The 21,257-nt window shown below is 60.0% G+C and carries 17 protein-coding genes, 1 other RNA gene and 1 pseudogene; 12 read left to right on the top strand and 7 right to left on the bottom strand.

The annotated features are described in order from the left end of the window. Positions 1-83: 83 nt before the first annotated feature. The 4 genes from AGR13A_RS10095 to AGR13A_RS10080 all read left to right on the top strand — a co-directional run bounded on the left by AGR13A_RS10095 (position 84) and on the right by AGR13A_RS10080 (position 9,726). Entirely contained in the window at positions 84-1,235 is a 1,152-nt protein-coding gene (locus AGR13A_RS10095) for an efflux RND transporter periplasmic adaptor subunit (protein WP_080835122.1), read from the top strand. Further along, positions 1,232-4,381, top strand: coding sequence for an efflux RND transporter permease subunit (locus tag AGR13A_RS10090; protein WP_080835120.1), 3,150 nt, complete (start codon positions 1,232-1,234; stop codon positions 4,379-4,381). Before AGR13A_RS10095 ends, AGR13A_RS10090 begins: the two co-directional genes overlap by 4 nt. Positions 4,382-4,514: 133 nt before the next feature. Then, positions 4,515-5,927 carry an FAD-binding oxidoreductase gene (locus AGR13A_RS10085; protein WP_080835117.1) on the top strand — a complete coding sequence of 471 codons (1,413 nt, stop codon included), beginning with the start codon at positions 4,515-4,517 and terminating at the stop codon, positions 5,925-5,927. A 91-nt stretch (positions 5,928-6,018) separates the two neighbouring features. After that, positions 6,019-9,726 carry an AsmA family protein gene (locus tag AGR13A_RS10080; RefSeq protein WP_080835114.1) on the top strand — a complete coding sequence of 1,236 codons (3,708 nt, stop codon included), beginning with the start codon at positions 6,019-6,021 and terminating at the stop codon, positions 9,724-9,726. Positions 9,727-9,991: 265 nt separating this feature from the next. On the opposite strand, the gene AGR13A_RS10075 is transcribed toward AGR13A_RS10080, so the two are convergent. From AGR13A_RS10075 to ssrA, 5 genes are all read right to left on the bottom strand, one after another. Next, the gene (locus tag AGR13A_RS10075; RefSeq protein WP_035220585.1) at positions 9,992-10,318 is read right to left on the bottom strand and encodes a hypothetical protein; all 327 of its coding nucleotides are present in this window, start codon (positions 10,316-10,318) and stop codon (positions 9,992-9,994) included. Positions 10,319-10,537: 219 nt separating this feature from the next. Then, the gene (locus AGR13A_RS10070; RefSeq protein ID WP_035220590.1) at positions 10,538-10,747 is read right to left on the bottom strand and encodes a ribbon-helix-helix domain-containing protein; all 210 of its coding nucleotides are present in this window, start codon (positions 10,745-10,747) and stop codon (positions 10,538-10,540) included. A 105-nt stretch (positions 10,748-10,852) separates the two neighbouring features. Then, on the bottom strand, positions 10,853-11,056 hold the full coding sequence (locus AGR13A_RS10065; protein ID WP_003494961.1) for a DUF4169 family protein: 204 nt from the start codon (positions 11,054-11,056) through the stop codon (positions 10,853-10,855). Between the two features lie 44 nt (positions 11,057-11,100). Continuing rightward, a complete protein-coding gene (locus AGR13A_RS10060; RefSeq protein ID WP_035220594.1) occupies positions 11,101-11,613 on the bottom strand; it encodes an SspB family protein in 513 nt (170 codons plus the stop codon). Between the two features lie 229 nt (positions 11,614-11,842). Continuing rightward, positions 11,843-12,215, bottom strand: a transfer-messenger RNA (tmRNA) gene (gene ssrA, locus AGR13A_RS10055). Positions 12,216-12,357: 142 nt separating this feature from the next. Between ssrA and AGR13A_RS10050 the strand changes: the two genes are divergently transcribed. From AGR13A_RS10050 to AGR13A_RS10020, 7 genes and pseudogenes are all read left to right on the top strand, one after another. Then, the gene (locus AGR13A_RS10050) at positions 12,358-12,666 is read left to right on the top strand and encodes a DUF2853 family protein (RefSeq protein WP_035220597.1); all 309 of its coding nucleotides are present in this window, start codon (positions 12,358-12,360) and stop codon (positions 12,664-12,666) included. A 90-nt stretch (positions 12,667-12,756) separates the two neighbouring features. Next, entirely contained in the window at positions 12,757-13,551 is a 795-nt protein-coding gene (locus AGR13A_RS10045) for a thymidylate synthase (protein ID WP_035220600.1), read from the top strand. Continuing rightward, positions 13,548-14,075 carry a dihydrofolate reductase gene (locus AGR13A_RS10040; protein ID WP_035220603.1) on the top strand — a complete coding sequence of 176 codons (528 nt, stop codon included), beginning with the start codon at positions 13,548-13,550 and terminating at the stop codon, positions 14,073-14,075. Before AGR13A_RS10045 ends, AGR13A_RS10040 begins: the two co-directional genes overlap by 4 nt. 143 nt (positions 14,076-14,218) lie before the next feature. Next, positions 14,219-15,343: an FtsH protease activity modulator HflK gene (gene hflK, locus AGR13A_RS10035; protein WP_080835111.1), complete on the top strand. Its 1,125-nt coding sequence runs from the start codon at positions 14,219-14,221 to the stop codon at positions 15,341-15,343. Position 15,344: 1 nt separating this feature from the next. Beyond that, the gene (gene hflC / locus AGR13A_RS10030; protein ID WP_003494972.1) at positions 15,345-16,262 is read left to right on the top strand and encodes a protease modulator HflC; all 918 of its coding nucleotides are present in this window, start codon (positions 15,345-15,347) and stop codon (positions 16,260-16,262) included. Positions 16,263-16,487: 225 nt separating this feature from the next. Continuing rightward, positions 16,488-18,028, top strand: a pseudogene (locus AGR13A_RS10025) (Do family serine endopeptidase). Between the two features lie 90 nt (positions 18,029-18,118). Further along, positions 18,119-18,868, top strand: a complete 750-nt coding sequence (locus AGR13A_RS10020) for an SDR family oxidoreductase (protein WP_035220608.1) — start codon at positions 18,119-18,121, stop codon at positions 18,866-18,868. 25 nt (positions 18,869-18,893) lie between these two features. On the opposite strand, the gene AGR13A_RS10015 is transcribed toward AGR13A_RS10020, so the two are convergent. Beyond that, positions 18,894-19,466 (bottom strand): GNAT family N-acetyltransferase, encoded by a 573-nt coding sequence (locus AGR13A_RS10015; protein WP_035220611.1) that lies wholly within the window; start codon positions 19,464-19,466, stop codon positions 18,894-18,896. Next, positions 19,463-20,353 (bottom strand): phosphoserine phosphatase SerB, encoded by an 891-nt coding sequence (serB, locus tag AGR13A_RS10010; RefSeq protein ID WP_080835108.1) that lies wholly within the window; start codon positions 20,351-20,353, stop codon positions 19,463-19,465. The genes AGR13A_RS10015 and serB overlap by 4 nt, the downstream gene beginning before the upstream one ends. Between serB and miaA the strand changes: the two genes are divergently transcribed. Then, the gene (gene miaA / locus AGR13A_RS10005) at positions 20,352-21,248 is read left to right on the top strand and encodes a tRNA (adenosine(37)-N6)-dimethylallyltransferase MiaA (protein ID WP_080835106.1); all 897 of its coding nucleotides are present in this window, start codon (positions 20,352-20,354) and stop codon (positions 21,246-21,248) included. The genes serB and miaA overlap by 2 nt on opposite strands. Positions 21,249-21,257: the final 9 nt, after the last annotated feature.

The raw sequence follows: 21,257 nt of genomic DNA, 5'->3' as shown, positions 1-21,257 counted from the left end.
GGCCAAGCGGGAATACTGCACCTGTCCCGGAACGTGTCGTTTTCGGGAATATATCGTGCTGCGCGGATCAACCGGAGAAATATATGCGGGTCTGGAAACAGGTGGGTGTCAGTGTTGCCGTGGTGGGAGCGGGGCTCTGTCTCTGGGGCTTCTATTCGCCCGAAGCCCGCAATGTGCTGGCCAGCATCGGGATCGGCAAAACGCCTGCCGGCGCCATTGAGGTTGCTGCCGCCACGCCCGGTTCGGGTCAAAACGCCGGCGGTGGACGCCGTAATGACAATGCGACCCTGATCGTGACTGCTCCCGTCAAAAAAGGCACCGTCAATGACCGGCTGAATGCCATCGGCAATGGCGAGGCGATCCAGTCCGTCGTTGTCATGCCGCAGGCTTCCGGTACGCTTTCCGAAATCCGCACCTCTTCCGGCGCACGTGTCGTGAAAGGGCAGGTGCTTGCGCGGCTCGATGATGAAGAACAGGTGATCGAGCGCGACAAGGCACAGGTGGTGCTGCGCAGCGCCGTTGAAAAATCCAATTCCTACAAGAACCTGAAATCCGTTTCCCGCCTTGACGTGATGGATGCGCAGATTGCCGAAGAAGCCGCCAAGCTTGCGCTGAGCACCGCCGAACTCAATCTCAAGCGCCGCGACATCGTTGCGCCGATAGAGGGTGTGGCGGGTATTGTCGCCGCCAATATCGGCGATAATGTCACCACGCAGTCCACCATCGTCAGCATCGACGACCGGTCCGAAATTCTCGTCAATTTCTGGGCTCCCGAGCGGTTTGCAACCGCAATCAAGGTCGGCATGCCGGTGGAGGCCACGTCCATTTCCCGGCCGGGTGAGACCTTCAAGGGCGAGATCGAGGCCGTCGACAACCGCGTCGATGAGGCGAGCCGCACAATCCGCATCCGGGCGAAGTTCGGCAATGAGGAAGACGAGCTGAGGGCCGGCATGTCCTTCGGCGTCACCATGCGTTTTGCCGGGGAAACCTATGCCTCGGTCGATCCGCTGGCCGTGCAGTGGGATGCGGAAGGCTCCTATGTCTGGCGTGTGACCGACAATAAATCGAACAAGGTGCGGGTGCAGATCGTGCAGCGCAATCCCGATGCGGTTCTCGTCAAGGCGGAACTGGCGGATGGTGAGCCTGTCGTGATCGAGGGCCTTCAGCGTGTCAGGGAAGGCGGCGCGGTCCGCGTCGGCAACCAGCCGAAGCCCGAGGAGGTCGCCAGCCAATGACGACGCAGCCGCCCTCGGTTAAGGATTCCAAGCTCGCCTTTACGGCACTGTTCGTGCGCCGGCCCATTCTGGCGGCGGTTATCAATACGCTGCTGGTCGTTGCCGGCCTTGCCGCGCTGGTGGGCGTTGAAGTGCGCGAACTGCCTGACGTCGACCGGCCGACGATCAGCGTCAGGACCACCTATGAGGGGGCTGCGCCGGAAACCATCGATCAGGAGGTGACGCAGACTATCGAAGGTGCGGTGGCGCGTGTCAGCGGCGTCAAGTCCATTTCGTCCAACTCGCAATTCGGCACCAGCCGCGTGACGCTGGAATTCGGCGACAATGTCGATCTGGCGGTTGCCGCCAACGACGTGCGCGACGCCATCGGCCGCGTCACCAACCAGTTGCCCGATGATGCCGACGAACCGCAGATCATCAAGGCGGATTCCGACAGCCAGCCCATCATGCGCCTTGCCGTCACTTCCTCCACGCTCAGCATGGAAGACCTGACCAAGCTGGTGGATGACGAAATCATCGACCGTCTCGCCGCCGTCGATGGCGTTGCCGATGTGGAGCTTTACGGCGACCAGGAAAAGGTTTTCCGGGTCGATCTCAATCAGGCGGCGCTCGCCAGCCGTGGTCTGACCGTGACCGATGTTTCCAATGCGCTTGCCAGTGCTGCCCTCGATGTGCCGGCGGGATCGCTGAAAAGCACGACGCAGGACATCGTCGTGCGCGCCACGGCCAGCCTGACGAAGCCTGAGGATTTTTCCAACCTCCTCATCAAGGACAATATCCGCCTGCGTGATGTTGCGACCGTGATGCTGGGGGCGGACGACGAATCCACCTCGTTGCGTTCTAATGGCGTGCAGGGCGTCGGTCTCGGCGTCATCCGGCAGGCGCAATCGAACACGCTCAACATTTCCACCGGCGTGAAGGCCGCGGTCGATGCCATGTCGGCCAACTTGCCGGAAGGCACGCGCATCGTCATCACCAGCGATGACGCCGTCTTCATCGAAGGCGCATTGCACGAGGTTGAACTGGCGCTTGGTCTTTCTGCGCTGATCGTGGTCGTTGTGCTTTATCTCTTCCTCCGCGACTGGCGCGCCACCCTTATTCCGGCGATTACCATGCCGGTGGCGTTGATCGGTACCATCGTCGCTATCTACATGGTTGGCTTCTCGGTGAATATCCTGACGCTGCTCGCCATTGTTCTGGCGACGGGTCTCGTGGTCGACGACGCCATCGTGGTGCTGGAAAATATCGTGCGCCGCCGGGCGGAGGGCATGGGGCCGCGCGCCGCCGCCGTTCTCGGCACGCAGGAAGTGTTTTTCGCGGTCATCGCGACGACGGCGACGCTTGCCGCCGTGTTCATTCCGCTCTCTTTCCTGCCGGGCCAGCTTGGCGGCCTGTTCCGCGAATTCGGTTTCGTGCTGGCCTTCGCGGTGGGTTTGTCCTCCATCGTGGCGCTGACACTCTGCCCGATGCTCGCTTCGCGCATGCTGAAGGAGGGGCTGAAGGAACCGACGGGGCCGCTTGCCTGGTTCGGCAATGTCTTTGCCTCCACCTACAAAACGACGCTTTCCGCCTGCCTTAACAATCCGCTGATCGTCATCGTTGTTGCGCTCATCTTTTCCGGCCTGTCGTGGATCGCCTTCGGCATGATCCAGAACGAGCTGACGCCGCGCGAGGACCGCGCCTCGGTCATGATGCGGGTTACCGCACCACAGGGCGTCAGCCTCGAATATACCCGAGACCAGCTGCAGCGGATCGAAGAAAACCTGCAGCCGCTGCGCGACAGCGGTGAGATCCGCAATATCTACTCCATCACCGGCATGAACGGCTCGTCCAATACCGGTTTCATGGTGCTGACGCTGGCGCCCTGGGCCGACCGCGAGCGCACGCAGAATCAGATTGCCGCTGATGTCACCTCCGCCGCCAACAGGGTGCCGGCGCTGCGCGGCAATGCGATGCAGCCGAACAGCCTCAGAATTCGCGGTGCCGGCAACGGCCTGCAGATGGCGATGGTCGGCAGCAATTATGCGGCGCTGACCGAGGCAACCCAGAAATTGCTGCTTTCCATGGAGGAAAGCGGCCTGTTCGACACGCCTCGTTTCGACAATGAACCCAATCAGGCGCAGATTTCCGTCTCTATAGACCGCGAGCGTGCGTCGGATCTCGGCATCGATATCACCGGCCTGTCGCGCGCCATGCAGTCGCTGCTGGAAGGGCGCTCGATTGTCGACGTCTTCGTGGATGGCGATGCGATCCCGGTGCGTCTCCTGTCCTCCACCCGGCCGATCAACGATCCGACCGATCTGGAAAACGTCTTCCTGAAGACGGGCGACGGTAAGATCGTGCCGATGTCGGTCATCGCCACGCTGAAGGAAAATGCGGTTGCGCCGCAGCTCAACCGCGAGCAGCAACTTCCCTCCGTCGGCTTTACCGCCAATCTCAAGGACGGCGTTTCGCTGGGCGAGGCGCTGCAAAAGGTGAATGAGCTTTCGCAATCCGTCATGCCGGCCGGCGCACGCCTGCTGCCGCTCGGTGAAGCGGCGACGCTGGAGGAAAATTCGAGCGGCATGCTGCTGACCTTCGGTTTCGCCATTGCCATCATCTTCCTCGTGCTGGCCGCGCAGTTCGAAAGCGTACTGAGCTCGGTCATCATCATGACGACGGTGCCGCTCGGCCTTGCCTGCGCGGTCATCGCGTTGCTTGTCACCGGCTCGAGCCTCAACGTCTATAGCCAGATCGGGCTTGTGCTTCTTGTCGGGGTGATGGCGAAGAACGGTATTCTCATCGTCGAATTCGCCAATCATCTGCGGGATCAGGGGGCAACCGTGCGGGAAGCCATTGAAAAGGCAACGAGCATCCGCCTGCGCCCCGTCATGATGACGATGATCGCCACCATTCTTGGCGGTGTGCCGTTGGTGCTGGCGCAGGGGGCGGGCGCGGAAGCGCGCATCGCGCTCGGCTGGGTCATCGTCGGCGGCCTCGGCTTTGCGACGCTGGTGACGCTTTACATCACGCCGGTCTCCTACCTGCTGATCGCCCGCTTCGCCAAACCGCAGGCGGACGAGGAAATCCGCCTTCACCGCGAGCTTGAACTTGCCGCCCGCCGCAAGGCGCTGGAAGAGGACAAGCCGCTGCTGGCGGCGGAATAAAAACGGTTGCCGCCAAACAGTGTTTGGCGCAATCGCGATGCTGGACAAAGCGTTAACCTTATCCCATACCACCTGACGGAATTTCGTAACGGATCGAATCCGTTACGGGCAGATGTTGCGGTGGAGACGGACGATGGCGCTGAAAGATGTGGTGGCGGGAAAGCGGAACGAAGAGGGCATCGCGTCGGCACTCGCGGTGCTGAAGCAGCAGCTCGGCGACAGGCTCCAGACCGGACAGGCGTTTCGCGAACAGCACGGCCACACGACCACCTATCTGACGCTACAGGCGCCTGACGGTGTCGTTTTTGCCGAGAGCGCCGATGATGTGAAGGCCGTGGTGAAGGTCTGCGCGCAATATAAGGTGCCAGTCATTCCTTTCGGAACGGGTTCTTCGCTGGAAGGGCAGGTGAATGCGCCGAACGGCGGAATCTGCATCGATTTCAGCCGGATGAATCGCATCATTGAGGTGAATGCCGAAGATCTTGACGTGACGGTGGAGCCGGGCGTGACGCGCGAGGACCTCAATGTCTATCTGCGCGATACCGGCCTGTTCTTCCCCATCGATCCCGGTGCCAATGCCTCCATCGGCGGCATGGCCTCGACGCGGGCCTCCGGTACCAATGCCGTGCGTTACGGCACGATGAAGGACAATGTGCTGGCCGTTACCGCCGTCGTTGCCAATGGCGAGGAAATCCGCACCGCCCGCCGCGCCCGCAAATCATCTGCGGGTTACGATCTGACGCGGCTTTTCGTGGGTGCCGAGGGGACGCTGGGCGTCATCACTTCCGTAACGCTGCGCTTGCAGGGTATTCCTGAAAAAATCGCCGGCGGGGTGTGCACCTTCGACAGCGTCAAGGCGGCCTGCGATGCTGTCATCATGACGATCCAGATGGGGGTTCCGGTTGCCCGCATCGAATTGCTGGACGAAGTGCAGGTGCGGGCCTGCAACGCCTATTCCGGCCTGAACTATGCGGAGAAACCGACACTCTTCGTGGAGTTCCACGGCACCGAGGAAACGGCGGCGCTGCAATCGCAGCAGTTCGCCGAGATCGCCGCCGAATGCGGCGGCGTCGATTTCCGCTGGACGAGTGACGCGGCCGAGCGCAACAAGCTGTGGAAGGCGCGGCACGATGCCTATTGGGCTTCCCGCGCGCTTGCGCCCCATCTCGACGGGCTTTCCACCGATGTCTGCGTCCCGATTTCGCGGTTGGCGGATTGCGTGGTGGAAACGCAGCAGGATATCAAGGAAAACGGCTTTCTCGCACCGATCGTCGGCCATGCGGGCGATGGAAACTTCCACGTCCTCATCCTCTTCGACGGCAAGGACGCTGAAAGCGTTGCGAAAACCGAAGCCTTCGTCGCCCGCCTCAACCGCCGCGCCATCGCCATGGACGGCACCTGCACCGGTGAACATGGCATCGGCCAGGGCAAGATGAGTTTTCTGGCCGAAGAGGCGGGAAATGCGCTCGATATGATGCGTGCCATCAAAACGTCGCTCGATCCCGATAACATCTTCAATCCGGGCAAGTTGTTCCGTCTTGTCTGATCATTCTCATATTTGATTGGTACAAAAGGCTGCTTGCCGTTAAGGCAGAAAAGAATAGGTTTGCAGCGTTCGCGAAGGGAGATGCAGGTCAGTGCTCGGGCGTATTCTGGTTTTTCTGGGCGGACTGCTGGCCGTGGTGCTGTTTTCGGCGCTGCTTATTCCCTATTTCGTCGACTGGACGGATTTCCGCCGCGATTTCGAGGATCAGGCAAGCCGTATCCTCGGCAAGAAGGTGGTGGTGCATGGCCGCGTCGAAGCCCGTATCCTGCCTTTCCCTTCGGTGACATTGCATGATGTGCGCGCCGGAACGGATGCGGATGGATCGCCGCTCATTCAGGTCGCCCGTTTTTCCATGGATGCCGAGCTTGCACCTTTCCTCTCCGGCGAAGCGCGCATCTTCGACATGCGCATCGAGGAACCGAAAGCCAAGATAAGGCTGCTGAAGGACGGCACGCTGGACTGGATGCGCGGCAGCCGCGCGGAAATTCCCGCGCGCACCGTGGTTCTGGAAAGCGTGCAGATCGAAGGCGGGCAGATCGAATTCATCGACGAGCAATCCGGCCGCAACCGAGTCGTGACCGGTCTCAATGCCGACATGTCCGCCAATTCGCTGGCCGGGCCGTGGAAGGCCGAGGGACGCGCCGCCGTTGACGGGCATCCGGGCTCGTTCTCGCTTTCCAGCAGCGAGCCGGATTATGCCGCCGGCCGCATGGGGCTCCGGGTGCGGCTGGTGCCGGACGAACATCCGGTCGAGGTTGATCTCGATGGCGTGATTGCCGCAACAGCGGGAAAGCCGGCCTATAGCGGTTCTTTCTCCTTCAGTTTCCGTGAGGACGAAAAGCAGAAGCAGCAGGCCGGACAATCGCTGTTTTCCTCGCCGCGCACCCGCGGCAGTTTTGAACTCACCAATGAGAGTGTGCGCATCCCGAGCTACCGCATGGAACTCGGCGGCAGCGAAAATCCCTATGTCGTCACCGGGGAAGCGACGCTCGATACCGGTGCCAAGCCGGAATTCCTGCTGACGGCCGATGGCCAGCAGATCGATGTCGCCCGCTTCGCGCCACCTGTCGTGCAGACGGGCAAGACCTCGCGCCAGCCCACCGCCTCGGTGCGCCAGCGCATCGAGGCCTTTGCGGCCATGGTTGCGCGCATTCCGGTGCCGCCGGTGCCGGGCAAGGCGAGCATCAGCCTTCCGGCGCTCGTTTCAGATGATACGACCATTCGCGATATCCGCCTGGATGTGCGCCCGGAGGGGAGCGGCTGGCAGGTGGTGAATGCGGTTGCGACGCTGCCCGGCAGGACGCAGCTGGAAGCCAAGGGGTCTTTGACACTTCTCGGCGGCCCTGCCTTCAACGGCAATTTGCTGCTTGCCTCCAACCAGCCTTCGGGGCTGGCGAACTGGCTTTCCGGTTCCGTCGACCCGGCGATCCGCCAGTTGAATGCCGCCGGTTTTTCCGCCGATGTCTCGCTAACGACGCTTAACCAGCGTTTCGACAATCTGGAGCTTGCCATCGGCGATGCCTCGCTGAAGGGTGAGCTGGAGCGGCGCTCCGATGGCAAGACTTCCAATCTTTCCATCGATCTTGCCGGCAACGAGATCGACCTCGATGCCTTGAAAGCGCTCGGTAGCCTCGCGCTCGGCGATCAGGTGGGAAGTTCGGTTCTCGACCATCGCATCAATGCCAAGTTCAAGGCCGACCGGTTCAATATGGCGGGTGTAACCGCAAATCATGTGGAAACCGCCTTTACGATGGCGGGTGGCGTTCTTTCGCTTGAAAACATGACGGCCGGCGATATTGCCGGCGCGGAAGTACGCGCCAAGGGACAGTTGCAGGGCTCGCTGCTGAAATATGCCGGCAAGGGCACGGTGAATTTGCATGCAACGGACATGCAGCCTTTCTTCACCATGCTGCAGCAGAAATTGCCTGATCATCCGTTCCTCAGGCGTCTGGCGGCTAGTGCGCCCTGGTACGCCAATTCCGACCTTGCCATGGATGTTTCGGTCAATAGCGATAATGGCGGCGCAAATGTCGCGGTTTCCGGCACCGTCAATGGCAGCCGGCTTTCGGCCGTCGCCAAGATGCCGGATTTCCTGTCGATCACCGACGATACGGCGATGTCGCTGGAAGCGGTGTTGAAAAACCAGTCGACCGCGATCCTGTTCGGGCAGGCGGGGCTTGATCCGCTGCCGTTCGATGCGGATGGGGAAGGGCTTCTTTCCGTCAAGCTCAACGGCACGCTCGGTTCACCCGCGCAGACCGATATCCGCTTTTCGACCGAGCGCACGCATTTTTCGATGAACGGCTCCTTTGCCGTTTCGGCCGCCAATTTCGGTGAAGGCAGTGCGGATGTGGCGCTCGAAAGCGCTGATATCGAGCCATATCTCATCATGAATGCGGTCGGCCTGCCGCAGCTTGGCGGCGGCATGGCGCTGAAGGCCAACGGCAAGGTGGCTGTGGATGGGCAAAAGATCGCCCTTTCCGGCATAGGCGGGCAGGCGGGCGGTAATCCTTTCTCCGGCAATCTGACGGTTGACCGCGCGGCTCCCTATCCCATCACCGGTGCTCTTTCCGTCAGAACCGCCGATCTCGCCTGGCTGGGAGATGCGATCTATGGACCGGTGATCGATCCGGAAACCGGCGCACTCAATGCCAAGCCTCTGGCCATGCCGGCTTTCCCGCAGCTGAAGGCGTCGCTGTCGCTGAAAGCGGAGAGTTTCGAGGCTGGTCCTTTCGGTACGGTCACGGGTCTTTCGGCCAAGGTCACGCATGATGAGGGCAGCCTCGCGCTCGACGATGTTGCCGGCACCTTCATGGGTGGCAAATTGACGGGGCGGCTCGCCATGTCGACGGGCGGGGGTGCAGGCATTTTCCGCACCAAGATCGCGGTAGTTGATGCCAATCCGGAGCCGATATTGTGGGCGAACGCCAATGGGCCGGTCGCAACGGGGCGGGTCGCACTTGATCTTACGGCCGAATCGACGGGCAAAAGCCTTGCCGAAATCCTGAAATCGGCGGGCGGCTCGGGGGAAATCCGTGCCAGCGGGCTCGCGCTGAAGGGCCTCAATCCCGGTGCCTTTCCGCCGATATTGCAATCGGCAGACGGCCTGCAGCAGCCTATCGACGCACCCAAGGTGCGGCCGTTGGTGGACCAGAATCTGTGGCAGGGCGAAATAGCGCTCGGCGATGTGGCCCTGCCATTTTCGTTGAATGGCGGCGCGCTTCACTTCCAGAACCTGCGCGCCGGCATCGATCCGGTGCAGCTGACGGCTGATGCGACGGTGGATATTGCTGCTTCGACCGTGAATGGCGACCTGGATCTTCTCTTCAATCCCGGCACGGAGACGGTTGCCGGGGCCGAACCGTCAGTGCGCCTGAACTACACCGGTCCGCTTGCCGCACCGGCTTTGACGACCGATGTTTCGGCGCTCAGCAATTATCTGTCGCTCAGGGCTTTCGAGAAGGAGCGCCGCCGGGTGGAGGCCATGCAGGCGAGCGTTCTTGAAAAGCAGCGCCTGCGCCGTGAAGTGGCGCTTTACCGTTTTGAGGCGGCGGAACGTCAGGCGGAGAAGGATCGCCTGGAGGCGGAGGCCAAGGCCAAAGCGGAGGAGGAGGCGCGGCTGAAGGCTGCGGCCGAGGAGCGCCTTCGGCAGGAAAAGGAACAGCAGGAGCGGTTGCAACAGCAACAGCAACAGCAACAACCCGTTCCCGAGCCGCAGTCCGCACCGGTGTTGATTGTGCCGCCAACGGAGAACGCCATCAGGGAACTGGCGCCGGAAAACGCGCCGGCTAATCCGTAAGTTTCTCGCGACGGGCAGCAATCGTTCCGCCGGTTGCAGAAGTATTGAACTTCTCTCCCAAACGCGCATTTGAAACCCGCCGTCATCCTCGGGCTTGACCCGAGGATCCACAACCGGACGCGAGCATGGATCCTCGGGTCAAGCCCGAGGATGACGGTGCGTTTAGGAGAGAAGTTGAGGCACGCAACCCTGTCTCAGGGCACATTTCGACGCGCTCTGGAGTCTGCCCTTTCAGCTACTTTACCGTGCGAGCTCAGACAGCCCGTCAAATCCAGCTTTCGCGCTCGCCGAAGGGCGTGTCGGCGTCGAAATTTTTGGTACCAATCCTGCTGCTTTCGCCAGACAGGCTGGGCCTATCCGCGCTTTCGCCCGAGGAGGACGATTTACCGGCACTGTTTTCGAGGGTTTCGAGATCAGCCTGGAGCGATGCGATTGTGCTCTTCAGCTCTTCCTGGGCTTTCGCTTCGGTCGTCTGGGCGAGCTCCGACTGCTTTGCGGCAATCTGCGATTTCAGTTCGGAGACGGTTGAAGACGAGGTTGAGGACGAGAGAACGGAAGCAGCGATGTTCGTTCCCGAAACGGCAGAAACCATGGGTCGCCTCGTGGCGGAGGTGTGAAAGGGAAAGGGAAAGGTCTGAAACACAAATTGAAAGCAAGGCTACGCAATACGGGGATGCCTTGGAGCGCAGATTAATCAGCTAATGTTTAATGAATGCTTTCACGGCGTTACGAGTTTTCAGCAGGAATATTAGTAGTCGCCATAAAGCGGAATCCGGGAGCTGGCTTCGATCTCACACGCTGCCAGAAATGCTCAGCGTGTCTTGAGCCAGCTCAATACATAGACTCGCAAGGATGAGGACAGATTGCTGTCGGCGGGCCGGTTGTCGTCGATTTCCGCAAGCAGGGCGGCGAAACTGATCTTGCGCTTTTCGGCGATGATTTTCAGCTCGTCCCAGAAGGCATCCTCAAGCGAAATACTGGTCCGGTGGCCATGCAATGTCGTGGAATGTTTGCGGATCATCACATCGCTCTCCGGCTGGAAATCTGAATCATGTCTTGCCGGTAAGTCCCTGTTTTGTGATTCTCTTCTGATTTTCCCGGGGAGGAGTTCCGGTCAGCGGGATGATCAGTCCCTGTCGGTCCTGTCATCGTCCTTTTCGAGCCGTCCCTGATCCAGCGCCTTCTCGGCTTTCTCATTGAGGGCGGATGTGAGGTTTTTTTCCGCCTTGGTGCGGCCGAAAGACAGGCGGTTCTGTTCCGCCTGTTTTTCCTTTTCGCTACGGGCCTTCTGCTTTCGAAACTGACGCAGATTGACGATATCGGCGGCCATGCGGATATGTCTCCTTGAGTTTCATGCGGTGGGGCAGGAGGCTGTTATTGCTTCTTGCGGAAAGCATCCAGCGAGACGACGGAGCCTTCCTTCTTTTCCTCACCGGCCTTGGGCGCTTCCGCAGTGGAAGCGGGCTTTGCTTCATTGGAAACGGGGTAGGCGGTGATTTCGGCGTCTTCCATCTCTTCCTCGTCGGCCAGGGGCACATCGAATTCAAGTTCGAAATTGACGGAAGGATCATAGAAGCCACGAATGGCATTATAGGGAATGACCAGCTTTTCCGGCGTATCCGAGAAGGACAGGCCGATTTCGAAGCCGGTTTCGGTAACCTTCAGGTCCCAGAACTGATGCTGGATGACGATGGTCATCTGCTCGGCATATTTTGCCTTCAGGTGCTGGGAAATCCGCACCCCGGGCGCGCCGGTCAGGAAGGTGATGAAGAAATGATGGTCGCCGGGCAGGCGGCCGGTTGCGGCCACTTCACCCAAAACTTTACGAATAACGCCGCGAAGGGCATCCTGTGCGAGAATGTCGTAACGGATATGATCCTGCCCCATGCGGTCCTGTCTTTCCCTTATTCGAACGTCTTTTAATGCACGGCGCGTCATGCGCGCCAGGGACGCTGTAACACTTTGAATTTTTGCGTAATCCTTGAGCCAGGATCAATTTCGATCCTGACGGCTACGCGTTGCCCAAGTATACGCAATGTCCTGAACGGCAGCAACGGAAAAGCCGATGCCGATCACAAGTCAGCTATCATATAACCAATTCAGGCAAAATGGAGAAGGTGGAGGTTTCTGTTGCCAGGTACCTCCGAACCCCGCCTCACGGGGCTAACCGTGAGGACTTAGAGCGGAATTCCCGCACCGCCATTAGGCAGCGAGAGCGTATTCCTTAGCGTTGTTGTCGTTTGCAACTACACTTGTGACCCGATAACGGCGGTATCATGCCGAGCAAAAGTTCGATCTTTACGCCCTTGTCGATCCTATTTCGCCCCCATCAAAAGCCGGCCTCGATCTTGCAAAGCCCGTCGGTTTTTGGTGGAGGCGCCGGGTACCGCCCCCGGGTCCAATAGGTTTATTACACCGACCGTTTATCGCCATAGCCGGGTTGCCCCGGCAAGGCTCATATAGGCGTTTCCCGTCCCCGAGAAAAGGGGGGCGATGACAATTCCATGAAAAGGTTTCGTGTTTGGCCCCGGCAATTTAGACTATTCTTGACGACGGGAGATTGCTGACACATTCTCCATGCAACCGGTCACCAGAAGCAACACCGGGCCGGGGACACACGAAGGAGTGGACATGACCGACTATCTCGCAGATGTGAAGAAATACGATGCAGCAGCCGACGAAGCCATTGTCGGCAAGATCGTCAAACATCTCGGCATTGCCTTGCGCAACCGGGATTCCTCGCTGGTGTCCGCTTCCGATCCGGAAGAGCTTGCGCGTGTGAAGGCGAGCTGGTGCGGCAAGAAGCTCGGCGTGACCGATGGCAGCGCCGATCAGGCGATCGATGCTGTCGCCAAGGCCATGGCCGCAGACCGCTCCAAGTCGCGCGTGACCTTCTATTACCTTGTCGCCAAGGAACTGGGCAAACTCCAGTCGCTTTGATTTAACGGGGATAAGCCCGCATTAGATGATTGGTTCTGCCGCCCTGTGCTATTATATTCGCTGGATATCAGGGAATCGGCGGCAGAACGCATGAAACAATATCTCGATCTTCTCCGGCATGTGATGGAAACCGGTTCCGACCGTGGAGACCGCACCGGCACGGGCACGCGCTCTGTCTTCGGTTACCAGATGCGTTTTGACCTTTCCGAAGGTTTTCCGGTTCTGACCACCAAGAAGCTGCATCTGCGCTCCATCATCCATGAACTGCTTTGGTTCCTGAAGGGCGACACCAATATCGCCTATCTCAAGGAAAACGGCGTTTCCATCTGGGACGAGTGGGCCGACGAGAATGGCGATCTCGGCCCGGTCTATGGCGCGCAGTGGCGCTCATGGCCGGCCCCTGATGGCCGCCATATCGATCAGATCGCGCTTCTGATCGAGGCACTCAAAACCAATCCCAATTCCCGCCGTCACATCGTCTCGGCCTGGAACCCGGCGCTGGTGGACGAGATGGCGTTGCCGCCCTGCCATTGCCTGTTCCAGTTCTATGTCTCGGACGGCAGGCTGTCCTGCCAGCTTTACCAGCGCTCGGCCGATATTTTCCTCGGCGTGCCCTTCAACATCGCATCTTATGCGCTTCTGACGCTGATGGTGGCGCAGGTCACCGGCCTGAAGCCTGGCGATTTCGTCCACACGCTCGGCGATGCGCATATCTATGCCAACCATTTCGAGCAAGCGAAGCTGCAGATGACGCGCACGCCGAAGGCCCTGCCGACAATGCGCCTCAATCCTGACGTCAAGGACCTTTTCGCCTTTAAGTTCGAAGACTTTACGCTTGAGAATTACGAGGCCGATTCAAGCATCAAGGCGCCGATCGCGGTATGAGTGAGCCGCGCGTTACCCTCATCGTCGCGGTCTCGGAAAACGGCGTTATCGGCCGCGATCTCGACATGCCGTGGAAGCTTTCCACCGACCTCAAGCGCTTCAAGGCGATGACGATGGGCAAACCGCTCATCATGGGTCGGAAGACATTCCTGTCCGTCGGCGAGCGCCCTCTGCCGGGGCGGCCGCATATCATCGTCAGTCGCAATGCCGACTACAGGCCGGCGGGTGTGGATGTTGTTTCGTCGCTGGATGAGGCCCTGAAGCTTGCAAAAGCCAAGGCCGCGGAACTGGGCGTGGATGAGGTTTTTGTGGCCGGTGGGGGTGAGATTTACCGTCAGGCCATGCCCTTTGCCGATCAACTTTCCGTCACCCATGTGGCGGTAAAGCTCGATGGCGACACTTTTTTCCCGGAAATCGATCCGGCCGTCTTTGAAAAAATCGAGGAAAGTGCCGCTCCCGCAGGGGAAAGGGACAATTATCCGGTTCTGTTCACCACTTATTTGCGAAGAGCCGCGTCAAAGTGAACTATTTACCCTGATTGGGTATTTAGTTACCACCTCTGCGTTGAAACGGACGCTTCTCCTTCCTATAACGGGTCGATATTCCCGCCGCACGCGAGCATTCGCTTACGAACGGAACCGGGAGAGGCTTTTATAAAGAGGTATTGATGCCCTGGAGCAATCAGAATGGCGGCGGCGGCCCTTGGGGTGGCGGCGGTGGAGGAAACAACCAGGGCGGCGGTGGCGGCCCATGGGGGCAGGGGCCTAACCGGCCTCGCGGCGGTGGCGGCGGCGGCAATAATGGCGGCCCGCCCGATCTGGAAGAGATCATCCGACGCAGCCAGGACCGTTTCAAGAATGTCCTGCCCGGCGGCTTTAATGGCGGCGCCGTTGCGATTGTTGTTCTCGTCGTTCTGGTGTTCCTCGGAATCCAGTCCATCTATACCGTCCAGCCGGACGAGCGCGGCGTGGAGTTGCGTTTCGGACGTCCGAAGGACGAAATCTCGATGCCCGGCCTGCATTTCCATCTGTGGCCGATCGAGACGGTTGAAATCGTCAAGGTCACCGAACAGCAGCAGAATATCGGTTCGCGCGCTTCGTCTTCCTCGTCGAGCGGCGTGATGCTCACGGGCGACCAGAACATCGTCAACGTGCAGTTCTCGGTGCTCTATACGGTTTCCGATCCGAAATCCTATCTCTTCAACGTCGACAGCCCGGCCGAGACCCTGCAACAGGTTTCCGAAAGCGCGATGCGCGAAGTCGTCGGCCGTCGTCCGGCGCAGGATATTTTCCGCGATAACCGTCAGGCGATTGCGGGAGACGTGCGCACCATCATCCAGTCCACCATGGACGGTTATGGCGCCGGTATCTCCATCAATGCCGTGGCCATTGAAGATGCGGCGCCGCCGCGCGAAGTGGCCGACGCCTTCGATGAAGTGCAGCGTGCCGAACAGGACGAGGATCGTTTCGTTCAGGAAGCCAATCAGTACGCCAACCAGAAGCTGGGTGCCGCGCGCGGTCAGGCAGCGCAGATCGTCGAAGAGGCGAATGCTTACAAATCGCGTGTCGTCAACGAGGCTCAGGGTGAAGCGCAGCGCTTCGTTTCCATCTATGACCAATATCGCACGGCACCGGATGTTACCCGTCAGCGCATGTTCCTGGAAACCATGGAACAGGTCCTGAAGGGCTCCAACAAGGTGATCATCGACGAAAAGCAGGGCGTGGTGCCTTATCTGCCTCTGAATGAGATCATGCGCGGCAATGCCGGCGCAGCACAGCAGGGAGGCAACTGATATGAGCAACCGTCTTACGGCCGTTCTCGTCGGTCTCGCCGTTCTGCTTTTCTTCGGCTATTCCTCGATCTTCGTCGTCAACGAGCGCCAGCAGGCCATCGTCGTGCGCTTCGGTCAGATCCAGGATGTGAAAACCGCGCCGGGCCTCTATTTCAAGCTGCCCTTCGCCTTCATGGATGCCGACCGGGTGCAATATGTCGAGAACCGGGCCCTGCGCTTCGATCACGACAATATCCGTGTTCAGGTTTCCGGCGGCAAGTTCTACGAGGTTGATGCCTTCGTCGTCTATCGCATCACGGATGCGCGCCGTTTCCGGCAGACGGTCTCGGGTGACCAGATGTCGGCGGAATCACGGCTTCGCACCCGTCTCGACGCGTCGCTGCGCCGGGTCTACGGTCTGCGCGGCTTTGAATCCGCACTCTCGGATGCGCGTGCATCGATGATGCAGGAAGTGCGCGACGATCTGCGTCCCGATGCGGAATCGCTTGGCATCAGCATTGTGGATGTCCGCATCCGCCGTACCGATCTGACGCAGGAAGTGTCCCAGCAGACCTTCGAGCGCATGAAGTCGGAACGTCTGGCCGAAGCCGAACTGATCCGCGCCCGCGGTAATGAAGAGGCGCAGCGCCGCCGCGCTATTGCCGACCGTCAGGTGGTGGAATTCGAATCCGATGCACGTCGCCAGTCTGAAGTGCTGCGTGGTGAGGGCGATGCGGAACGGAACCGGGTCTTCGGTGAGGCTTTCCAGCGCGATCCGAGCTTCTTCGAGTTCTATCGTTCGATGGCTGCCTATGCCAATTCGCTGAGCGGAAACGGCACGACGCTGGTTCTGTCCCCGGATTCGACCTTCTTCCGTTATTTCAACGACATCAACGGCACGCCGTCTACGGCGCCTGCTGCGCCGGCACCGGCGAACTGATAGCGGATCAACCGATGTTGAAAGGGCCGGTTTTGACCGGCCCTTTCTTTTTGGCGGGACTGGTTTTGGCCAGCCCTTTCCTTTGACTCGGTTTTCGTGCCAATGCTGTGGGCAGGGCAAGGCGTCACCAGCCTGTTCACGAAAAGGTATTTTTACACTTCATCATTCCGCCTTATGCTTTGTCGATATATGCAAGGCGAGACTATTTGAAACGCGAGGACGCTTATGGCCGTGACCCTTCTTTCGCCTTTTCGCAGCAGCATTGCCGCAGTCGCGGGCATCGCGCTTGTGGCGGGTAGCCTTTCGGCTCCGGTTGCTGCGAGAGCGCAGAGCCATGGGCCGGAATCGGTGGCCGATCTTGCCGAGCCGCTTCTGGATGCGGTGGTGAATATTTCCACCTCGCAGAACGTCAAGACCGACGGCAAGGGGCCTGTGCCGCCGAAGCTGCCGGACGGTTCTCCCTTTCAGGAATTCTTCAAGGATTATTTCGACAGCCAGAAGCCTGAAGGCGGCGAAAAGGTCAGTTCTCTGGGCTCCGGCTTCGTTATCGATCCGGCCGGTTATGTCGTCACCAACAATCACGTCATCGAGGGTGCGGATGCCATCGAGGTGATTTTCCCGAATGGCTCGAAGCTCAAGGCGACGCTGGTCGGCACCGATACGAAGACCGACCTGTCCGTCTTGAAGGTGGAGCCGAAAGCGCCGCTGAAAGCCGTCAAGTTCGGTGATTCGCGCAGCATGCGCATCGGCGACTGGGTGATGGCCATCGGCAATCCCTTCGGCCTCGGCGGATCGCTGACGGTTGGTGTCATTTCCGCGCGCGGCCGCAATATCAATGCCGGTCCCTACGACAATTTCATCCAGACGGATGCGGCGATCAACAAGGGCAATTCCGGGGTCCGCTCTTCAACATGAAGGGTGAGGTAATCGGCATCAATACGGCGATCATTTCGCCGAGCGGTGGATCGATCGGTATCGGTTTCGCGGTTCCGACGGAGCTTGCGCAGAATATCGTGCAGCAGCTGATTGAATTCGGCGAGACGCGTCGTGGCTGGCTCGGCGTTCGCGTGCAGCCTGTCACGGATGACGTGGCCGCAAGCCTTGGCATGGAAAGCGCAAAGGGTGCGCTGATTTCCGGTGTCGCCAAGGGCGGTCCGGTGGAAAACGGCCCGATCGTGGCCGGCGATGTCGTGCTGAAGTTTGACGGCAAGGACATTCACGAGATGCGCGACCTCCTGCGGATCGTGGCGGAAAGCCCTGTTGGCAAGGAAGTCGACGTGGTTGTCCTGCGCGACGGCAAGGAAGAGACCCTCAAGGTGAAGCTCGGCCAATTGCTCGATACGCCGGACGAAAAGGCATCGACGGATGATCCGCAGGCCGAGGACGGCGACGGCGGCGTGGTGACACCTGATGATGGCGGCAGCGACGATCAGGCGCAGGACCAGACGCCTGAGGTGCGCGAAGCGCCACAGAGTGTTCTCGGCATGAACCTCGTTGTTCTGAGCAACGAGCTGCGGACGGAGAAGGGCATTGCCGAAAGTGTCGAAGGTGTGCTTGTCGCCAGCGTCGATCAGGGCTCTCCGGCCGAACAAAAGGGCATGAAGCCCGGCGACATCATCGTCGAAGTCGGGCAGGATTTCATGGAAGTTCCGGGCGACGTGCTGGTGCGTATCAACGGCCTGAAATCCGAAGGTCGCAAGAATGCCCATATGATGGTTGCCGATGCCCAGGGCAATCTGCGCGTCGTGGCGCTGCCGCTGGAATAAAGCGCCTTTCGCCCGGTTCGTCAGGAATCGGGTGGTTGTGATGCCGGCTGCTCTTTAATTCTTGGTCTCCATCGAACGGAGGCCAAGGATATGAAATTACTCGAAAACAAGGTTGCGATCGTTACCGGCGCGTCATCCGGCATTGGCCGGGCGACGGCAAGGCTGTTTGCCGAACAGGGTGCAGCCGTCATCATCAACGCGCGTGGCGCAGCGGCACTTGAGGATGTGGCTTCCGCCATTCGCCAGGCCGGTGGTCGCGTTCACACCGTCGTGGGTGATGTCGGCATTGCGGAAACCCATGCCCGCCTGACGGAGGCGGCCATGACCATCTTTGGCGGTCTCGATATCGCCGTCAACAATGCCGGTGCGGTTGGGGCGATGAAGCCGCTTGCGGAGATTTCGGTCGAGGAATGGGATCATGTGATCGCCGCCAATCTCACTTCCGCATTTCTCGGCGTGCGCAGCCAGATCCCCGCGATGTTGAAGCGGGGAGGCGGCTCGGTCGTCTTCATCTCCAGCTTCGTCGGCACCAGCGCCGGCATACCCGGCATGGCAGCCTATGGCACATCGAAGGCGGCGCTGATGGGGCTGGTGAAAGGCATTACTGCCGATTACGCCGTCAAGGGCATTCGCGCCAATGCGCTGCTTCCGGGCGGCGTCGATACGCCGATGGCGGGAGATGCAGCCCAGAAGGAGTGGGCCGCGGGGCTGCATGCGATGAAACGCATTGCGGAGCCGGAGGAGCTGGCGCAGGCCGCCCTTTTTCTCTCCAGCCCGATGTCGAGCTTCGTTGCCGGATCGGCCCTGTTTGCCGATGGCGGCAATGCGGCGGTAAAATAATTGCCGAACTGGCGGGCGGGGGGCGTTACTGCGCCTGTCGTGCCCGCCATTCCTCCAGCGTCAGCGCATAGGTGACGTGAGGACGCAGATGCGGATGGGTATCTTCCGGCACGCGCGGATGGTCGAAGTCGCGCGACGGGTCACGCTTCAGGCCGATGCGCTCCATCACGCGCGTCGAACGCTGGTTATCATGGACGGCAAAGGAGACGATTTCCGGCGTCTCCTTTTCATCGAAAGCCATGACGAGCAGCGATTGCGCGGCTTCGGTGACATAGCCATGGCCCCAGTAGCGGGTGGCGAGCCGCCAGCCGATTTCCATTGTTCCGATCGGGAAGGGCGGATCGAGGTTCATCACGGGGGAGATACCGCAAAAGCCCATGACTTCACCGGTCTCGCGCAGTTCCATGGCATAAAAGCCGTAGCCGCTGCCACGGATCATGCCATTGATGGTTTCCAGAACCGCGTCCGCTTCCGCATGGCTGCGACGGAAGGGGAAAAATTCCATCACCTTTTCGTCGGCATTGATTTCACGGAACAGATTACGGTCGCTCTCCTTCCACTCGCGCAGAATGAGCCTTTGTGTCTCACGGATGATCATGGAATGACAAAATCCGTCTTGCGGTAGCCCTGAATGTAAAGCAGTGCGGTGAGATCGCCATGGTCGATGCGCATCTGCGCCTCGGCGGCCACAGCCGGCTTGGCGTGCAGGGCGACGCCGGCACCAGCCAGGTGCAGCATGCCGAGATCATTGGCGCCATCGCCGACCGCCATCGCCTCTTCGGGCGAGATACCGAGCTTTGTGGCGATATCGTTCAGCGCATCCACCTTGGCCTGTTTGCCGAGGATGGGTTCGGCAACGGTGCCGTCAAGCTCGCCATTGGCTTCGCCGAGCAGATTGGCGCGGTTCTCGTCGAAACCGAGCATGGCGGCCACAGGGCCGGTGAAGACGGTGAAGCCGCCGGAAACGAGGGCGGTATAATAACCCTTCGCCTTCATGGTGGCGATCAGTTCCTTGCCGCCCGGGGTGAGGGTGATGCGCTTTTCGATGACATCATCGATCACCGAAACCGGCAGGCCCTTCAGCAGCGCCACACGTTCCCGCAGTGCCGGTTCGAAGGCGATCTCGCCATTCATGGCACGGGCGGTGATTGCGGAAACCTTTTCCTTGAGGCCGACTTCGGCTGCCAGCTCATCAATGCACTCCTGGCCGATCATGGTCGAATCCATATCGGCGATCAGGAGCTTCTTGCGGCGTTTATCCTGTTCCTGGATGACGATGTCGATTTTCCGATCAACGATTGTCATTCGCAGAAGACGATCCGCCGCCTCCATGTCCGTTCCTTCGGGCAGTGCAATATCGCAGGCAATGCCATCGGCCAGCCAATAAAGGCCGGAGGCGTTGACGGCCTTTGCGGCGGCTTCGCCGAGGGCCGGTGTCAGAACAGGATTTGACGGATTGGCGATAAGCGTGGCAACGAAAGCCATGATGAAAAACCTTGATGAGAATTTTGATGCGATCCTGATAACCGGCCCGACGGCAAGCGGCAAGTCCGCGCTTGCGCTTCGTTTGGCGCGGGAGCGGGGCGGTGTCGTCATCAATGCCGACAGCATGCAGGTTTACGACACGCTGCGGGTGCTGACCGCCCGGCCATCCGAAGACGAGATGGAGGGCGTACCGCATCTGCTTTACGGCCATGTACCGGCAAGCAGCCTCTATTCGACAGGCGAATGGCTGCGTGAGATTTCGGCCCTGCTTCCCGATTTGCGCAAGCAGGGACGCTTTCCGGTCATCGTCGGTGGCACGGGGCTTTATTTCAAGGCGCTGACGGGCGGCCTGTCCGACATGCCCGCCATTCCGGACGATATACGCGAGAGGCTGCGGTCCCGTCTGATTGAAGAGGGGCCTGCGGTTCTCTACGCGGAATTGTCGCGGCTTGATCCAGCTATGGCTGAAGGGCTTCAGCCGGGGGACGGCCAGCGGATCGTCCGGGCGCTGGAGGTCATCGAGGCGACCGGAAAGTCGATCCGGTATTTCCAGAAGGCGAGCGGTCCGATGATCATCGATCCCGATAGGGCGCAAAAAATCGTCGTTTTACCGGACAGGCCGGTGCTGCATGCGCGCATTAACCGGCGGTTTGAAGCCATGATGGAGAGCGGCGCGGTGGAAGAGGTGAAAGCTCTTCTCTCCCTCGGTCTTGCGCCCGATGCGACCGCGATGAAGGCGATCGGCGTTTCTCAGATTGCCGATATGCTGGCCGGCCGCATGAGCGAGGCGGAGGTGATCGAAAAATCGGCGGCTGCCACCCGCCAATATGCCAAGCGGCAGATGACCTGGTTCCGTAATCAGATGGGGGAAGACTGGGCGCGGCTCAAGCCATGAACGCCGGTG

Origin of the sequence: Agrobacterium genomosp. 13 str. CFBP 6927, assembly GCA_900012615.1 — a bacterium.
Lineage (GTDB): Bacteria > Pseudomonadota > Alphaproteobacteria > Rhizobiales > Rhizobiaceae > Agrobacterium.
This window is presented reverse-complemented; position numbering and strand designations above follow the sequence as displayed.